General features: G+C 36.3%; 11 protein-coding genes. 7 read left to right on the top strand and 4 right to left on the bottom strand.

Annotated elements, in window-relative coordinates; genetic code table 11:
• Positions 1–5 precede the first annotated feature (5 nt).
• The 3 genes from OWO01_RS14545 (at position 6) to OWO01_RS14535 (ending at position 6334) form a co-directional block, all read left to right on the top strand.
• Positions 6–1715 carry a DUF2207 family protein gene (locus OWO01_RS14545; RefSeq protein ID WP_268781198.1) on the top strand — a complete coding sequence of 570 codons (1710 nt, stop codon included), beginning with the start codon at positions 6–8 and terminating at the stop codon, positions 1713–1715.
• Between the two features lie 177 nt (positions 1716–1892).
• Positions 1893–2270: a hypothetical protein gene (locus tag OWO01_RS14540; RefSeq protein WP_268781197.1), complete on the top strand. Its 378-nt coding sequence runs from the start codon at positions 1893–1895 to the stop codon at positions 2268–2270.
• A 308-nt stretch (positions 2271–2578) separates the two neighbouring features.
• Complete coding sequence (locus tag OWO01_RS14535; protein ID WP_268781196.1) at positions 2579–6334, top strand: alpha-L-arabinofuranosidase C-terminal domain-containing protein; 3756 nt, start codon at positions 2579–2581, stop codon at positions 6332–6334.
• 502 nt (positions 6335–6836) lie between these two features.
• On the opposite strand, the gene OWO01_RS14530 is transcribed toward OWO01_RS14535, so the two are convergent.
• A complete protein-coding gene (locus OWO01_RS14530; RefSeq protein ID WP_268781195.1) occupies positions 6837–7859 on the bottom strand; it encodes a LacI family DNA-binding transcriptional regulator in 1023 nt (340 codons plus the stop codon).
• Positions 7860–8159: 300 nt separating this feature from the next.
• Here OWO01_RS14530 and OWO01_RS14525 point away from each other — a divergent pair, with 300 nt between their 5' ends.
• The 3 genes from OWO01_RS14525 to OWO01_RS14515 all read left to right on the top strand — a co-directional run bounded on the left by OWO01_RS14525 (position 8160) and on the right by OWO01_RS14515 (position 13902).
• Positions 8160–9428 carry a sugar ABC transporter substrate-binding protein gene (locus OWO01_RS14525; protein WP_268781194.1) on the top strand — a complete coding sequence of 423 codons (1269 nt, stop codon included), beginning with the start codon at positions 8160–8162 and terminating at the stop codon, positions 9426–9428.
• 291 nt (positions 9429–9719) lie between these two features.
• Positions 9720–12113 carry a glycoside hydrolase family 31 protein gene (locus OWO01_RS14520; RefSeq protein WP_268781193.1) on the top strand — a complete coding sequence of 798 codons (2394 nt, stop codon included), beginning with the start codon at positions 9720–9722 and terminating at the stop codon, positions 12111–12113.
• A 31-nt stretch (positions 12114–12144) separates the two neighbouring features.
• Positions 12145–13902 carry an alpha-glycosidase gene (locus tag OWO01_RS14515; RefSeq protein ID WP_268781192.1) on the top strand — a complete coding sequence of 586 codons (1758 nt, stop codon included), beginning with the start codon at positions 12145–12147 and terminating at the stop codon, positions 13900–13902.
• A 242-nt stretch (positions 13903–14144) separates the two neighbouring features.
• Here the strand turns inward: OWO01_RS14515 and OWO01_RS14510 are convergent, their stop codons facing one another.
• From OWO01_RS14510 to OWO01_RS14500, 3 genes are all read right to left on the bottom strand, one after another.
• Positions 14145–14891, bottom strand: coding sequence for an amino acid ABC transporter ATP-binding protein (locus tag OWO01_RS14510; protein WP_268781191.1), 747 nt, complete (start codon positions 14889–14891; stop codon positions 14145–14147).
• A gap of 15 nt (positions 14892–14906) precedes the next feature.
• Entirely contained in the window at positions 14907–15608 is a 702-nt protein-coding gene (locus OWO01_RS14505) for an amino acid ABC transporter permease (RefSeq protein WP_268781190.1), read from the bottom strand.
• A 65-nt stretch (positions 15609–15673) separates the two neighbouring features.
• Positions 15674–16588 (bottom strand): transporter substrate-binding domain-containing protein, encoded by a 915-nt coding sequence (locus OWO01_RS14500; RefSeq protein WP_268781189.1) that lies wholly within the window; start codon positions 16586–16588, stop codon positions 15674–15676.
• A gap of 449 nt (positions 16589–17037) precedes the next feature.
• Here OWO01_RS14500 and OWO01_RS14495 point away from each other — a divergent pair, with 449 nt between their 5' ends.
• Positions 17038–17439: a putative zinc-binding protein gene (locus OWO01_RS14495; RefSeq protein ID WP_268781188.1), complete on the top strand. Its 402-nt coding sequence runs from the start codon at positions 17038–17040 to the stop codon at positions 17437–17439.
• Positions 17440–17604: the final 165 nt, after the last annotated feature.

Here is a 17604-nt window from a genome sequence, read left to right as displayed (position 1 = left end):
TGGATATGCGAAAAAATGCACCAAAGTTTTTGTTTGCTTTATTTGTTTTATTTGCATTAAGTGCGGCTTTTTGTGGAACCGCGGTCTATGCGAATTCTATGTCATTACTTGACTATCACATTGAGCTTCAAGAAGATGGTTCCGGGGTGATCACGGAAACACGTCATATGTATTTAACGGAGGACACTGAAATTTATATTGTGATGGAAAATCTAGGTGGTTCCGAAGTGACGAATTTTCATGTTAGTGACTTTGGAGAGCCACTATCATTCGAGCCAAACTGGGATATTGATGCAAGTAGGGAAGAAAAAGCAGGGAAATACGGGATTGTTGAAACGAATAATGGCCAAGAATTAAGTTGGGGTATTGGTGAGTATGGAGAGCATGAGTACACGGTCAGTTATACAATTAGCGGTATGGTGAGACAACTTGAAGATGGCCAGGGGATGAATTGGCGTTTTTTTGATGGAAGAAACAATATTAATCCTGAGGAAGTTACAATAACCATCACTGGTTCTCATCCTTTCACGCAAGAATATACTAAAATATGGGGATTTGGATTTGCTGGAGAAATTCATCTGGAAAATGGTGACTTAGTAGGTTGGTCTAACACAGAATTGAGTGATCGCAATCACATTACGATACTGATGCAGTTTTTAGACAATCCATTTCAGCCTACCCTAAGTTTGGAGCGGACACTAAGTGAGCAGGAAGAAGACGCGAAGGATGGCAGTTCCTACAATGACCCTCACAACGATCCAAGCGATACGGTATTATTTGTGGTGATCGGAATATTTATTTTCATCATTGTTTTGTTTACAAGCATTTATACGTCATTAAGGCACCGGGCTATTCAAAGGGAAAACCCACTTGTTACTGGGAAGAAAAGAAGACTAATGAATGAGGGGAAATACTATCGAGAAGTTCCCTACAAGTATGCGTCAATTACCGATGTTGCTTATTTACTTCAAAGGGTTGGCAAAGGGGAAGTTGAGGACTATTTTAGTGCCTTCATGTTGAAATGGCTAAAAGAACAACGGATCACTTATACAACAAAAAGTACAGGAAGAAAATTAAATAAAAAATCCTCAACTATTCAAGTTAATCGTGGTGAACTAAATTATGATGCTCCTTCATTAGAGAAGAAGTTTTGGAATGTGATTACCTCTGCAGCAGATTCAGATGGAAAACTTTATGAGAAAAAGTTGAAAAATTGGACAGAAATTAATTATAAAAAGATTACGGACATTAAATTAGAGCTAGATTCTCAATCAAAAGAGAGACTGTTTGATCAAGATTATTTGATTGAAAAAAGAGTAGATATAATGAATATATTTCCAACCACCATCATAAAAAGCACACCAAAGGGGGAAGAATTGTTCAACAACTTGATTCAATTCGAGAACTATTTAGATGATTTTTCATTACTTAATGAGCGAGAAGTAAAAGAAGTTGTAATGTGGGAGGATTTATTAATTTGGGCTAGCCTTTATGGTTTGGCTGATCAGGTTTCTAAACAGTTAGAAAAATTCCACCCTCAGTATATAAACAATACACAAATTACGTATACGGACATTTACCTGATGCGCATGTATACAAGAAGCTTTACCAAAGGTTATGAAAGTGGATATAGCGCCGCAAGTGGTGGAGGTGGCAGCACAAGTATCGGTGGCGGGGGCGGTTCCTTTGGCGGAGGTGGTGGCGGCTCCCGTTAGGGTATCGCCACCTGGTTTTTGTCAAAAAATCAGTCGTATTTGTTCACGTCGATTTCAACGACTTAGGGAGAGTAAGATGAAGAAAAGAAAGAAAATAATGTAGGGGGGTGCCTGTCACCGCCCGTTTTTTGTCGAATGATCGTCACTTTTTCAATAGTTAGGAGAGAAGGGGATGTTATGAAATTAAAGTCTATAATAATTACTCTACATCTATTCATTGGAATAGGTGCAGTTTTTGGAGGCTTTGGAGCGCTCGTTAATCCTGAAGCACCTCTAGGAATGCCGGCAGATACTTTGATTAATGGCCCATTTGAAAACTTTTTCATCCCTGGATTATTTCTTTTTTGTATATTGGGGGGAGGTAATGTCATTGCTGCGATCATGACCATAAGAGATAAGTCACTCTGTGCGTATGGAAGTATCTTACTTGGACTTATCCTCTGTGTATGGATTGTTATTCAGTGTTACATACTCTACACGGTTATTTTCCTTCATGTTTTGTTTTTTGTGCTTGGATTGATCCAGCTGGTTTTAGGAGCTTTGTTTGTTAAATAAAAGTGAGTAATTTAGTCTATTTCGCTAACTAGAGCATTGGAAAATAACATATGATAACTATTGTATATTAATATATTCACTTTTTTATAGAGTTTTAAAAAAATATGTTCGGACAAGAAATTATAGAATTTATATCCTTTATTAACGGCATTCATAACTATTTTTGAAAAACATATGAAAACAGTTGGAAAAAACTAAGTCTAATATTATAATAGTTGTAAGTACATGTTTCGTCGCTCAAATGAAAAAATCTATTTTCTGAAAAAAACATGTGTTAATACTATTATTAGTAGTAAAGGAGAACATTCATGGTACAGAAATATGAAAGCACTTCCATTAAGGATCAACTGATCGCTCACTATGCCTTTGATGAAGGGGATAACATTGGTAACGATCGTTCAGGCAATAACAATGATGCAACACCAGAGGGTAAAAATAAACCAATCATTGAAGAAGTAGGTGGTAGAAAAGCAGTAACACTAACTGGTGGAGCAAGCGGAACATCTTATTTAAGCCTGCCTGCTGGTCTGTTGAAAAACGTTAGTGATCAAACGGGGATAACAATCAGTTCATGGGTTTATTTAAAAAAAGGTTCGGATGTTTGGGAAAGAATATTTGATTTTGGACAAGGCAACAATGGTCCTTATTTATTTATGACACGTAGTTTACGTGGGGTGTGTTTTTTAGAAGAGGATCTTGTTGCTGATAGTGGCAAAGCATTTAGCTCGGGAGAATGGATGCATGTTGCGATGTCTGTCATTGGTACAGAAGGTGGAACATTAAGTAGTGCGGGCCCTGTTATTTACGTAAACGGAGAACTAGTTGCTGATGGATCTATAAGTCAAACATCAAGTGGGACATATAAACGTTTGCGTCAATGGTTTGACACTTTTTCTAATCTAGAAAATTATAGCAAAAATTTTATTGGTAAATCTCAATATGATGTAGATCCGGATTTTGAAGGTTCATTAGCTGATTTTCGTGTTTACGAAGCAGGATTGTCTCAAGATGAGGTGATTGAAGTAATGTGTGAATCCCTCAATCCTGAAGAGATTGTTGAATTGGCGAAAGAGAAATATTTATCTTTTCCAATCAAAGTGATTTCTAAAGATATCGCATTACCATCGACACTTATGGGAGGGAAGGTGGAGGTTGCTTGGACATCAAATGATGAAAAAGCACTAACTTCCAACGGTGTTGTTGGAAATATTGATAAGCCTACAGGTGTCACACTTACCGCAGTTTTAAAGAAAGGAACTGCTGTTGCAAAAAAATCCTTTAATGTAACTATCATTCCAGAAGATCTACCATCACATCATTTAACGATTAATGGTGATGATGAAATATTAGATATAAGTGATGTTATGTATGGCCTTTTTTATGAGGATATTAATAATGCTGCTGATGGTGGTATTTATGCAGAGCTTGTGCAAAATCGTTCATTTGAATCGTTTGTATTTGATACGTATTCGCATAATTCTGGTGCATGTGGGTGCTCGACAGGGCGTAATCACCAACCACTTCATGCATGGTTTGGTGACGTTGATCAGGTAACCGTACAGAATAAAGGTGGATTGAATGACTTTTTTGGTGTTACAGATCAAGATGTCAACTCGCATTATATCACCGTAGCTGATGGTAGCACGATTATTAACAAAGGGTTTACTGACTCTAATCATCATTGTGCAATCTCAATTAAACAAGGTGAACAATTTGATTTTACGATTTGGGCAAAAGCAGAAGTTGATGGAACGATTCGTGTAACTTTACAAAATGAAAATGGTGAAGTGATTAGTGATGAAGTCGTTGTGGCTGTTGAAGGTGGAAACACGTGGAAGAAATATGGTGTCGATTCCGCACTTACTTTAACCGCATCTAATTCTGGACTTGGTCAACTTGCTTTACGTTTTACTGGTGAAGTTTCAATTGATATGGTTTCGTTAATGCCAAAAGATGTTTGGGGAGCGAGTGAAGAAGCACGTTCTGTAACGGCTCACTCCAACTATAAAGGAAATCCAAACTACCGCCTGCGCAAAGACTTAGTTAATGCGCTTGTGGATCTTCACCCGAAATTCCTTCGTTTCCCTGGTGGGTGTATTTCAGAAGGTTCTTATATCTGGGAGAATGTTTACGAATGGAAAGATTCTGTAGGTGCTATTGAACTTCGTAAAGAGAACTTTAATGTCTGGGGTTACATGATGACAATGGGCTTAGGGTACATGGAGTACTTCCAATTAGCAGAGGACTTAGATGCAACTCCACTTCCTGTCATGGCATGTGGTGTGCTTTGTCAAGCGCGATCAGATTATGTCCATCCTGCTGGTGGAAAGTTAAGAGATTATTATGTGAAAAGTTTTACCGACTTGATTGATTTTGCAATCAATACCGATTTTGAAAAGAATGAATGGGCGTCTCTACGTAAAGAGATGGGCCATGAAGCACCATTCGACTTGCATTATTTAGGGATAGGTAATGAAAACTGGGGTACAGAGTTTTTCGCAAACTTTGAATACTTCAAAACATCGATTGATACTTACATGGAAAATACTTACCCTGGTTATGAACTTCATATTATTTCAACAGTTGGTGCACAAGCGGATGATGATGCCTATCAACAAGGGTGGAAATTCCTAAGTGGAAACACAACCGGTACCGCAACGGTAGCATTTACAGATGGAAAAGAAGTGACAGAAGAAACGGTTTCTTGGTATGAAGAACAATCGAATTATATGGATACCATTGCAGATGAGCACTATTATCGTTCCAATGAGTACCTATTAAACAACGTTGATCGATATAACTATTATTATCGTGCCTATCAAGCGGATGGTAGATTGGATGAAACAGAAACTTCCAAGGTTTTTGTTGGTGAATTTGCTTCTACTGATAAAAATACATTAGCTGGTGCAATTGCAGAAGGGGCAATCATGACCGGATATGAAAACAATGCCGATGTTGTCCGATTAATCGCTTATGCACCATTGTTTAATAAAGTATTAACAGATGGTACTTATCGATGGACGCCCGATATGATTTGGTTTGATGATGAAACGGTTTGGTATACGCCAAATTATTACGTGCAGCATTTGTTTGCCAAATATCTAGGGGATAAGTTATTAACAACATCTTTTGCATCTTATCAGAATGGTCAATTAAAAGAACTTAAACCACATGGTGGTATTGAAATAGCAACTGGAAATGCTAAAATTAATGTCAAACAAGTAAAAGTTTTGGATAACGTTACTGGTGATACATTATTTGAACAGGACTTTACAAAAGAATTGAATTCAGCTTGGGAAACGATTCCTGGCTCAATTGGATATAAACTTGATCCAGAAAAAGGTTTGACATTACAGGCTCAAGATGGTGGCTTGAACGGTTTGTATATCCTAAATGAGGAATGGTGTAATTACAACGTGAGATTAGAAGCAACAAAAGTAACTGGAACAGATGGATTTTACCTAGGTGTTGGACTGACAGATATCTCACCAGATAAGAAAGATGTCATTGAATATGCAATTGGCTATGATGGTAATGCAACAGGTGTGAAAGTCTATAAACAAGGAATTGAAGCTTATAAGTTAGGGGATTATTCATCTAGTACAGCTGCAGGTAACTTAAGAGCAAGTTGTTATGAAGAAATAACAGAAGGAACACCGTATACGATTTCTGTTAATTATGGTGGAGAAAATGGAGACAATCTGATCTGTTCTTATACAGACGGTACATTTACCAGCAAAGTATTAAACTACAAACTAAAAGCGTATAATAATGAAATTTTCCATTCTGTTACAAAAGATGATCAACACATTTATGTGAAATTAGTCAATGCAGATCCATTTGATAAGAAGACAGAGATCGTAATGAATGACGTTAGGTTAGAAACAGAAGCAAAAATGATCACCGTTACTGGAGATACGGAGTTTCTGAATACCCCAAACGTAAATAAGAAAAACGATGAGAAAGTAACACCATCTGAAACGTCTATTCAGTTAACAAACAATCAAACAGTCGTAACATTACCAGCCAACTCAGTAAACATAATCATATTAGACATAAACTAACCGGTGCCTGTCACCACCCGAAATTTGACTTATTTTGTCGAGAGTGTGTGTTAAGTTATTCAATAAAAGGTTCTTTACTTCGAAGTGGGAAGTAAAGAACCTTTTTATTTGTCTAGGAAATTTTAAAATTCGTTTGCTGGGGATAACTTTTCCGAACAGGATATAGCCTCATCGAGCTTCGGGCGCCAAAAACTAGGCAACTTCACGAAGCAATCTGCGATAAGTCATCATCGGTTCGCAAGCTTACCGTGATTCCTTTACCTCCATTGATTCGTTCCAGTTGCTACGTTTTTAATCGGCGCTCTGTGCTTTTGTTCTAGCCTAACCATTTATAAGTAAATGCAGATTTATTTCAGGGCAATCGTCCGTAAGATTACTACTTCCAATTAACATGAAAATTAAAGGTGTTTTAAAGAGAGCAAGAAACGCTAGCTTCTTAATACTCACAATACTTCACAACCAGACTGCTTTGGTGATTAAGTAACAGTGAGCGCATAGTTAGTTATAAATAAGAAGTGCTTTCTCTTTCGATTAGTGAAATTGGTAGGATAATTTTCTTTTGCTTTATATCATTATTATTCATAATTTGGTCAATTAAAAGATTGGCAGTAACCTCGCCCTTATGGACGGTATTCTGTGAAATCGTTGTAAGAGGAGGAGTGGTATACTGTGAAGCAGAGATATTATCGAATCCGATCAAGGCGTAGTCATCAGGGATTCTTTTCTTTTTTTCGGATAAATATTTCATTAGTCCAATGGCTAACACGTCTGAAAAACAGAATATTGCTGTTATTTTAGGATGGTTTATAATGATCTCTCCAGCGTCATATCCCCCCTCCATTGAAACAGGTACGTCTATGTAAATCGATTCATCAATAGTGATGTCAGTCTGTGCAAAAGCTTTCTTTGCACCTTCAAATCGCTCTTTCATTACGCCGTTAATTTCTTTATTTCCTCCGATTAGGGCAATGTGTTTGTGACCTTGATCAAGTAAAAACTTTATCCCCTTATATCCTCCTTGCTCATCATCAAGAAACACTTGATATACTTCCTCATCCATTAAGTAACTATCAACAAATACGCTGGGGATCGCTAATGATTTTGTTTCCTTAACTAAAGTTGCATTATGTGATGCCCCTATTATAACGACTCCGTCTATATTTCGTTCTTTAATAAAGTTTAGACTTAAATCATTATCACCAGTAACCCCAGTTAAAACGACTTGGAACTTATTTTTTCGTGAAACTTTTTCTATTCCTGATACCAAGTTCCAATAAAATGGATTGTCATGCAAGTTTCCTTTCTCGTTTTGAAAAGGAACGATTACACTTATAAGATTGCTACTTTTTTTCTTCATCGTTCGTGCAGAAATATTAGGATAATAGCCAAGTTTATCAATAGAGTTATTCACAATATTTAAAGTGTTTTGAGAAACTCTACCTGTGCCATTTATTACATTGGATACGGTTGCTATTGAGACATTTGCATGTTTTGCAACATCATGTATGGTTATGTTTTTTTTCATGTTTATATCGGAAGGAATTATTTAGTCTAGTAAAGTATTCCAATGTGACTATCCTATCCGTTTTTGTCCCCCCTACTAATCTATTTATGTATGTAAGCTTATCAGTACATCGGTTCTGTATGAGAAATTGTTTTGTTGATAATAACATATTATCATTATAAGTCAATGACACAATCGATGAAACGTTTAATCAAAAATAGCTTTTTTTTTAATTATTTACTATTTACAACCTTTTAAAATGGTGATAGTATGTGATTAAACGTTTAATTAAAGCGTTTACATACAAAGGAGGAGAGTACATTGAAGCAGAAAAGTATGATTATTTTATGTTTGACATTCGTTTTTCTTTTGAGTGCATGTGGGAATGATGAAGTGATTAAAACAGAGAATGAGTTATTACAAGATGAACAGGTAGATCAAAGCGGTGAACCAGAAAAACCAAGTCAATTGACAATGTGGGTACACCATGAAGAAGCTCAGTTAAATGCTTATGAAAAGATTACGGAAAAATTCACAGAAGAATTCGGGATTGAAGTTGAACTCGTTCCTTATGGGCAAGGTGATCAACTTGAAGGTATTTCCTTAGATGGGCCAAGTGGTTTAGGACCTGATTTATTTTATAGTGCTCATGATCAAGTGGGTAATATTTACAATCAAGGACTTGCTGCAGAGTTGGAACTAACAGAAAATCAGAAAGAAAGACTTGAAAATTATAATGAAGACGTTGTAAATTCTTTTAGTTATAATGGCGAACAATATGGAATTCCTGCAGTAGTGGAAACATATGTATTATTTTACAATAAATCTTTAATAGACGAAGCACCAGCAACCGTAAATGAGATGATGGATATAGCAAATACATTTAAAGATGAAGAAAAATATGGTTTTGTTATTGATGCGTCAAACTTTTATTTTGTCTATCCTTTTTTGACAGCTTCTGGAGGATACGTGTTTGAAGAAACAAAACCAGGAGAATTCGATGTAAATGCAGTTGGCCTTAATTCAGAAGGGGCGATAAGTGGTGGAGAACTTATTCAATCGTGGTTCAAGGAAGAACTAATTCCTGTAGGTATGACTTTTGATATTATGAACGACCTATTTATAGCAGGTGATGCTGCGATGGCTGTTAATGGTCCTTGGGCTATTCCAAGTTATGAGGAAGCATTAGGTGATGATTTAGGAATTAGTACTTTACCAGCCTGGGAGAGTGATCCGATTTCATCATTTTCTGGTAATAAAGGTTGGTTAGTTAATTATTATTCAGAAAATATATATTGGGCAACTGAATTAGCTCTCTATATAACGAATGCTGAAAGTGGTTCCCTTTATTATCAGATTGCTAATGAACTTCCAGCTAATCTAAAGGCAGAAGTTAAGGACGAAAAAATGCAACCGGTATTAGATCAAATAGAGTTTGCAACAGTAATGCCGAATGTTCCTGAAATGGATCAAGTATGGGAACCTATGGCAGATGCACTGCAATTTATTTCTCAGGGAGAAGATCCTGAATCGGTTTTAAATGAAGCTGTAGAAAAAATTAATCAACAGATTGAAATAGCTCGACAATGACCTGAAAGCATTCTTTTTACTATTATTAATCTAGTGTCCCATTTAGAAAGTGGTGAAAATAACTTAATAAATTTGCCGAGATCTTGATCAGGAGTAGAATTTTAGAAGTTCATTACTTCACTAATTTTTTCGTTGTTTACCGTTAAACAAAAATGGTAATTTACTCTTTTAAAAAGGCTGTCGATACCAACATGGCAGTCTTTTCATCAATTTACTAAAAGCGTTACTAAACATAGATATTCCTCTTAGTAGGAGGGGATTCAAATTTGAATTAAGGTGGGGGATTTTTTAATGAATCAATCAAGTAATGAGATTCATCCAGAAAAAAAAGCTAGTAAGAGCGAGATGGTATTTAATGATATTGGTAGATTGGAAATGATTAATGTTGATAAAGATATGGTGTTGATCGAATGTGAGGGTGGAAATGTTGAAGTCCGTTTCTATGCAGAAGCTGTCCTGAACTTCCGTTATTTCAAAAAAGGAATGGAGAAAAAGCATGTAACTCAAGCTGTTATAAGAAAACACCGAGCTAATGATTGGTTGGTAGAAGAGGACGATGAAATATGGAAACTGATCTCAGTCAATAATGGCATGAATATTAGTGGAACTAAGAATCCATTTAGAATGAACATATTCAGTTCAGAAGGCGAGTTGCTGCTTGGAGAAAGTGAACAAGGGCTTTCTTATACGCATAATGGTAGGTTGATGAGCGTAAAATCAGCTAATGATAATGAACGTTATTATGGTCTTGGTGAAAAAACGGGTTTTCTTGATAAAAAGGGTGCTAGCTACACAATGTGGAATACAGATGTATATGCACCGCATAATCCAGAAACAGATGCCCTATATCAATCCATCCCATTCTTTATTTCTCATCGAGGAAAAACAGCTTACGGTCTTTTTCTTGATAATTCTGGAAAGACTCATATTGATCTCCGAACAGATCAGGGTACTTATCAATTTATGACGGAGAATGGCGTGCTAGAATATTTTTTCTTCGAAGGTCCAACGTTAAAAGATGTGGTTAAGCAGTATACATGGTTAACGGGACGAATGGAACTTCCACCTAAATGGGCGATTGGTTATCACCAATCTCGATATAGTTATGAGACTGAAAAAGAAGCAATGGACGTTGTTGATGCATTTCAAGAGAAAAATATTCCCCTTGATGCAATTTGTCTCGATATTCATTATATGAATGGGTATCGCGTGTTTACTTTTGATGAAGATTCTTTTAATAAACCATTTGAATTTATCATGAATTTGAAGAAAAAAGGGGTTCATGTTATTCCCATTGTAGATCCAGGTGTAAAAGTAGATGCCAAATATGAACTTTATCAAGCTGGAGTTAAAGAAGGATTGTTTAGTCAATACTTGGACGGTCGTATTTACTACGGTGAAGTTTGGCCTGGGCAGAGCGCATTCCCGGATTTCCTGAATGATAGAGTGCGAAGATGGTGGGGAGATCTTCATAAGTTCTATATAAATTTGGGTATTGAAGGAATTTGGAATGACATGAATGAACCAGCAGTATTTAATGATACATTAACAATGGATGTGCAAGTTATGCACAAGACAGATACGGATCGTTTCATAGCTCATGAAGATGTACATAACATTTATGGTTTTTTAATGTGTAAAGCAACGTTTGAAGGGATGAAAGATCAATTAAACGGGAGACGTACCTTTGTTTTAACGCGGTCAGGTTATGCTGGTATTCAAAGATATGCTGCCGTATGGACTGGGGATAATCGGAGCTTCTGGGAACATTTACAGCTTTCTCTACCGATGTGTTTGAATCTAGGCTTGTCAGGTGTTGCGTTTTCTGGTGCTGACGTAGGTGGGTTTGCTCATGATACCAGCGGTCAATTGTTAGCACGTTGGACGCAAGTCGGTGCGTTTATCCCTTATTTCCGCAATCACAGTAGCATAGATACCATACGTCAAGAACCATGGATGTTTGGAGAAGAGATAGAGGCGATCGTCAAAAAATATATTCAACTTCGGTATCAATGGATGCCTGAGTTATATAAGTGGTTTAAAGAAGCAAGCAATTTGGGATTGCCGGTTATGAGGCCATTGGTGTTGGAGTTTCCTTTAGATAAAGAAACATATAACTGTGCCGATCAATTTATGGTGGGAGAGGCAACGATGATTGCACCAATTATGATGCCCGATACAACGCATCGGTCTGTTTATTTCCCACACGGAGAATGGGTTGATTATTGGACTGGAAAACGTTTTGAGGGTGGACAGTATCATCTGGTTCAAGCAGATTTAACTACTCTACCTATCTACATCAGAGCCGGCTATGCAATCGCTCAGGGAAGTGTCAAACAGCATAGTAAAACGATTGAGCAAGACATGCAGGTTCACTTTTATCTACCAAATAAAGAAGTGACGAGCTTATCTTATGATAGTTATGATGACGACGGAGAAAGTTACGAGTATCAAAATAATGATTTCTCGAATTACTCCATTAATATTACAGTAGATCATATCAATCTGAAAATAGAAGTAATAACAGTGAAGAAGGGAAGCTATAAAGCAGCATGGGAATCATCTTGGAAGATTGTATTACATGGTGATTTTCTTGAAGGAGAGCGTTATTTGACTACCATAAATGCCAATAAGGTTTCACCATATATTCAAACAGATAAAGAAATTATGCTTGATATTTCATGATTAAATAACAATGCTAAAGAGGGTGACTACTGTGTTAAAAGAAGCGATATATCATAGACCTTCAAATCAGTATGCTTACAGCTATGATCAGGAGACATTGCATCTTATGATTCAAACGAAACAGGGAGATATGGATCAAGTCGAGCTGATTTATGGTGATCCCAATGAAACGGTTGATAAAAGGTGGAATTATCATATACTTGCGATGGAAAAGTCAGGTAGAACGACCATGTTTGATTATTGGAAATGTACTGTTAAACCTAAATATCGGAGGCTTCGTTACGGTTTTCGTTTAACCGATCAAGACGGTCAAGTTACTTTTTATGTGGAACGTGGTTTTTACAGTGCCCTCCCTACTGATCTTAATGCTTATTTCTCTTTTCCATATCTCCACACTATTGATACGTTTACAGCTCCAAGATGGGTAAAAGATACGGTTTGGTATCAGATTTTCCCAGAACGTTTTGCTAATGGTGATGCGAATTTAAATCCGTTGAATACGTTAGCATGGGGGAGTGCTCCACCTACTCCTGAAAATATGTTTGGTGGAGACTTTCAGGGCATAATAAATCAGCTCGATTACCTTGAAACGCTTGGAATTACGGGTATATATTTATGTCCTATTTTCAAAGCACATTCTAATCATAAATATGACACCATTGATTATATGAAAATAGACCCACAATTTGGTGATGAACAAACATTTCGCAAGTTAATAGAAGCTTGTCATAACCGGGGAATGCGTGTCATACTGGATGCTGTTTTTAATCACTGTGGCTATTATTTTGAACCTTTTCAAGATCTGTTAACAAATGGTGAAGAATCAAAGTATAAAGAATGGTTTTATGTAGGTGAATTCCCGATTCGATTTACCCCGATTCCTAACTATGCTACATTTGGTTTTGTCTCAACAATGCCAAAATTAAATACAGGAAATATTGAAGTGAAATCGTATTTACTTAAAGTTGCGCGATATTGGGTTGAAGCGTTTGATATTGATGGATGGCGATTAGATGTAGCAAACGAAGTAGACCACGCTTTTTGGCGAGAATTCCGTCTAGTGGTAAAATCGATTAAACCTGAAGCCTATATTTTAGGTGAAATATGGCATGATTCGATGCCGTGGTTACAAGGGGAGCAATTTGATGCAGTGATGAATTATCCATTTGCATATGCCTCCATTAATTTTTTTGCAAAGAGAACGATAAATGTGTTCGAATTCACAGATTACATTACACAAGTATTGCATATGTATCCTGATAATGTGAATGAGTACGCTTTTAATATATTAGATAGTCATGACACTGCTCGGATCATGACATTGGCTGATAACAAAATCGATCGCATTCGATTGCTCTATCTATTCCAGTTATCATTCGTTGGTACGCCTTGCCTATATTATGGTGATGAGATTGGAATGCGGGGTGGTAATGATCCAGAGTGCCGAGCTTGTATGGAGTGGGATCAAGCAAAACAAAATGGTGATTTATTTGCATTTGTTAAACAATTGATTCAAATGCGTAAGGAAATCCCTGCTTTTGGAAATGATGCTCGTTTTAAATTTTTACAAATTGATCAACTTTTGAATACTGTTGTTTATGAAAAGAAAAATGAAAAAGGTCATTTAATCTTTGTTCTGAATAATAGCGAGGAGTTTCAAACAATTGATCTCTCTCTATTAGCTGGTAAACAAGCTACTGAACTTTTTGGGAGAGAAACTAGCGTATTTTCAAGTAAAACTGAAATTACATTAAATCCCTTAGATTTTAAATGTTTTCAAGTAAAATAATTTGGACTCTCTTTCTATTATTATAAGTCTTACATGTTATTATGGAAGTTAATATTTGGTGGGAGAGAGATATAAGAACGCAATAGACATTACTAGTAATTGATGGCTTTAATTATACTTTCCACTTCAGTAATAACGGATACTAGCACCCAAAGGCTTCAAGTACCTTTAGGTCATCCTTTAGCACTAACAATCAATGGAAGAGGGGAACCAACCCCCCCTTCACTGATTGAAGTCTCACGTTATTCGGTATCATCAAGTAATTGTAAAAATTGTTTAGTTCGTTTTTCTTTAGGTTGCTCTAATACCTCATTCGCTGGGCCTTCTTCTATAATATACCCATTATCCATAAACAAAACTCGGTCTGCAATGCGTCGGGCAAAGTTCATTTCATGTGTAACGATGACCATCGTTTGTCCTTCTTTTGCAAGTTTTTCAATTACCTTTAATACCTCGCGAACTAGTTGTGGGTCTAAAGCGGAAGTTGGTTCATCAAACAACATCACTTCTGGTTCCATCATCAACGCCCGAGCAATAGCTGCTCTTTGCTGTTGTCCCCCTGATAAAGCATCAGGATACTTATTACGATGTTCGAACATCCCAACTTTTTCTAGTAGCTGTTCTCCTTCATTAATTAATTCTAATTTCTTCTTCTTTTTAACGGTTAGAGGTGCTTCAATAATATTTTCTATAACTGTTTTGTGAGGAAATAGGTGAAAGCCTTGAAAAACCATTCCGGAAAAACTTCTTAATGCTAACATCTCTTTTTTTGTTGGTGCTTTCTTATCAAAAACTACAGTCTTATTACTGATAGATATTGTTCCGTTATTGGGGATTTCTAGTAAGTTAAGACAACGAAGTAATGTTGTTTTACCTGATCCAGAAGGACCGATCAGACAAACAACCTCCCCCTTTTTCACGGAAAAGTCAATCGATTCTAATACGGTAAGATCATCAAATTGTTTCTTTAAAGCCTCAACTTTGATCAAATTTATTCACTCCGTTCATCTCACACTTAAATAGCGATTATATCTTTTTTCAAGTCGGTCTTGGAAATAACCGAGAATAATACATACAATCCAATAAATAATTGCTGCGGTAATATACATGGTCATGCTATCAAAGGTTCTTCCGGCAACAAGTCTTGAAGAATATAATAGTTCTTGTACGGTTATTATTGATGCAAGTGAAGTTCCTTTGATTATGTCCATAAAAATATTAAATGTTGGTGGTAGTGCAATTCTTGTAGCTTGTGGAATAATAATTCTCCTTAATGTTTGAATATATCCCATTTGCAAAGATGCTGAAGCTTCCCATTGGCCTCGAGGTACAGACATGATTGCAGAACGAATAACTTCTGCATTGTATGCAGCAAAATTCATGCTCATCCCAACAATAGCTGCGACAATTGGACTTCTAAATTCAACTCCCAATACAGGAATTCCGTAATAAAGGATAAAAAGAAATACAAGAAGCGGTGTGCCACGCATAAAGGAAATATAGATTTTTGCTGGCATACGTAAGAACAATAATTTAGACATACTCATTATTCCTATTAAAATACCTAATATCAGTGCAAAAAACATACTAAAAAAGGCAATTATCATTGTGATTTTTAGTCCCTCGAGTAAAACAGGGACAGAATTCCATGCGAGTTCCGGGTCATATAAATATTCCCATTGAATTTGGTTAAACCATTCTATCATTAGACTGTCCTCCTAAAAGAAAAATAGGTGCCCCTATCTCGAGGGACACCTGTCCTTTTATATTATTAGAAGTCGAATTGTACTACTTCTGATTCATCAACAGGTTCGGAAACATCTGCTCCTAAAAATTCTTCTGATAATCGTGTAACTGTTCCATCTTCTGTTAAAGCTTCGATCGCTTCATTTAATCGCTCAACTAATGCAAGGTTTCCTTTTAATACAGGCATAGCACTTTCTGTTGAATGATATTTAACATCAGTAGCTACGGAAAGACGGTCATCATCAAATTCTTCTAGCGTTCGTGTTAATACAAGAACATCATTTAAATAAGCATCTTGATTCCCGTTAATGATATCCCTTAGAATCGAGTCCATACCACCATCGTAAGCAGTAGTATTTGCATCAATATATTCAGCGAAACGAGCATAGTTGCTTGTTAAAGATCCGAGTGCTGCATTTACCCCTTCGAGATCATGTGCGGACTCGAATAAATCGAGATCTTCTGTACGAACAATAATAGATCCGTAGGAATGTTTGTATGTGTCCGTGAAATCAAATGTTTCCAAACGTTCTGCAGTTATAGCAAAATCATTTACCGCCATATCGATTTGTCCATTGCGTAAGGAAGGTAAAATACCATCGAAATCCATTGTTCTAAATTCAACATCAATATCTAAATAGTTAGCAATTTCTCTAACAAGTTCTACGTCAAAACCAGTTAACTCGTTATCTTCATTGTGGTAGGTTACTGGTGAATATGTTCCGGATGTCCCAACGACTAGTGTGCCTCTTTCTTCAACGTCAGTCCAAGAAGTGTCTGTGTCAGCGTCAGCATCATCTGAACTACTTTCTTGTTCTTCTACATTAGAGTCTCCATTTTGTGAACCATCTGTTTGTTCTGGTGTATCATCTGGAGCTCCACACGCGACTAAAACAACCATTAATATAAAAATAGTTAGTATGGATAATAATTTTTTCATCTGTAAATTTACCCCTTTTTTTAAAACATAGTAAGTTAATCGGAATACTGATAATTAGAATACAATGGAATATATTCTTTGTCAAGCATTGGTTACACATGTTTTTTAATGTATAGATCAATCTGTATGAAGCTTGATAGTATTGGCTTTCATTCATTTCGATAAATAGATGACTTACCATTGAATAGTGAATACATTTTTAATAGGAAACCCGGTACTTGGACTCAAATCCTTTATCTTCAATCATTTAAAGGAATAGATAAGAATAGCTTCAATAACTATCGAATTGATCATTATTAGAATGCATTATTATCAAAAAGATATTCATGTGTTGGCTGAAGATGCGGCCCTCCGCTTTTTGTCGGAAATCGTTGTGATTCAAAACACAGAAGTTTCTGAAAAATTAATTTAATGTGGTTTATAAAATAATTTTAAAAGGGGGAACTAACATGAAAAACGCTGATTTTCCGATCGTTTACTCTTGTTCTGGTTGTTCTTCAGCGGCACAAACCGCGAATGCAATCGCAATAAAAATGGATAGAGCAAATATCGCAGAAATGTCATGTATCGCAGGGGTAGGAGGTGATGTGAAATCACTTGTAAGAACAGCAAAATCGGGAAGAGAGATTATTGCCATTGATGGGTGTAAGTTAGCTTGTTCTATGCATTGTTTAACTAGACATGAGGTAGAAGCAAAACATCATTTTGTTTTATCAAATTTTGATGTGCCGAAGAAAAAAGGTATAGACCCGGATCCAGATTTAACGTTACAGACTTATCTTCAAATAGTAGATCAAATTAAGCATAAAAATAAAAAGTTTAATCGGGTAGATTGGGGAGTAGAGAGATGAATTACCTGCATGTTTTAAAAATCCATTGAAATCTTAGTGCTTTTTTGAAAACAGAATAAAACCCTAAATGGATCACAGGTAAAGCTGTGGTCTTTTTGTATAGGAAGTTAAATAATATATATGGCATAAAACAAAGTGTCCGACATAATAAGACAAATACCGGGC

It is taken from the genome of Natronobacillus azotifigens (assembly GCF_026805325.1).
GTDB lineage: Bacteria > Bacillota > Bacilli > Bacillales > Amphibacillaceae > Natronobacillus > Natronobacillus azotifigens.
This window is presented reverse-complemented; position numbering and strand designations above follow the sequence as displayed.

Excerpts from the sequence above, each read along its gene's own strand:
- OWO01_RS14530 (WP_268781195.1), bottom strand. The coding sequence starts at position 7,859 with ATGAAAAAAAACATAACCATACATGATGTTGCAAAACATGCAAATGTC.
- OWO01_RS14505 (WP_268781190.1), bottom strand. The coding sequence starts at position 15,608 with ATGATAGAATGGTTTAACCAAATTCAATGGGAATATTTATATGACCCG.
- OWO01_RS14540 (WP_268781197.1), top strand. The coding sequence starts at position 1,893 with ATGAAATTAAAGTCTATAATAATTACTCTACATCTATTCATTGGAATA.
- OWO01_RS14535 (WP_268781196.1), top strand. The coding sequence starts at position 2,579 with ATGGTACAGAAATATGAAAGCACTTCCATTAAGGATCAACTGATCGCT.
- OWO01_RS14545 (WP_268781198.1), top strand. The coding sequence starts at position 6 with ATGCGAAAAAATGCACCAAAGTTTTTGTTTGCTTTATTTGTTTTATTT.
- OWO01_RS14500 (WP_268781189.1), bottom strand. The coding sequence starts at position 16,588 with ATGAAAAAATTATTATCCATACTAACTATTTTTATATTAATGGTTGTT.
- OWO01_RS14495 (WP_268781188.1), top strand. The coding sequence starts at position 17,038 with ATGAAAAACGCTGATTTTCCGATCGTTTACTCTTGTTCTGGTTGTTCT.
- OWO01_RS14520 (WP_268781193.1), top strand. The coding sequence starts at position 9,720 with ATGAATCAATCAAGTAATGAGATTCATCCAGAAAAAAAAGCTAGTAAG.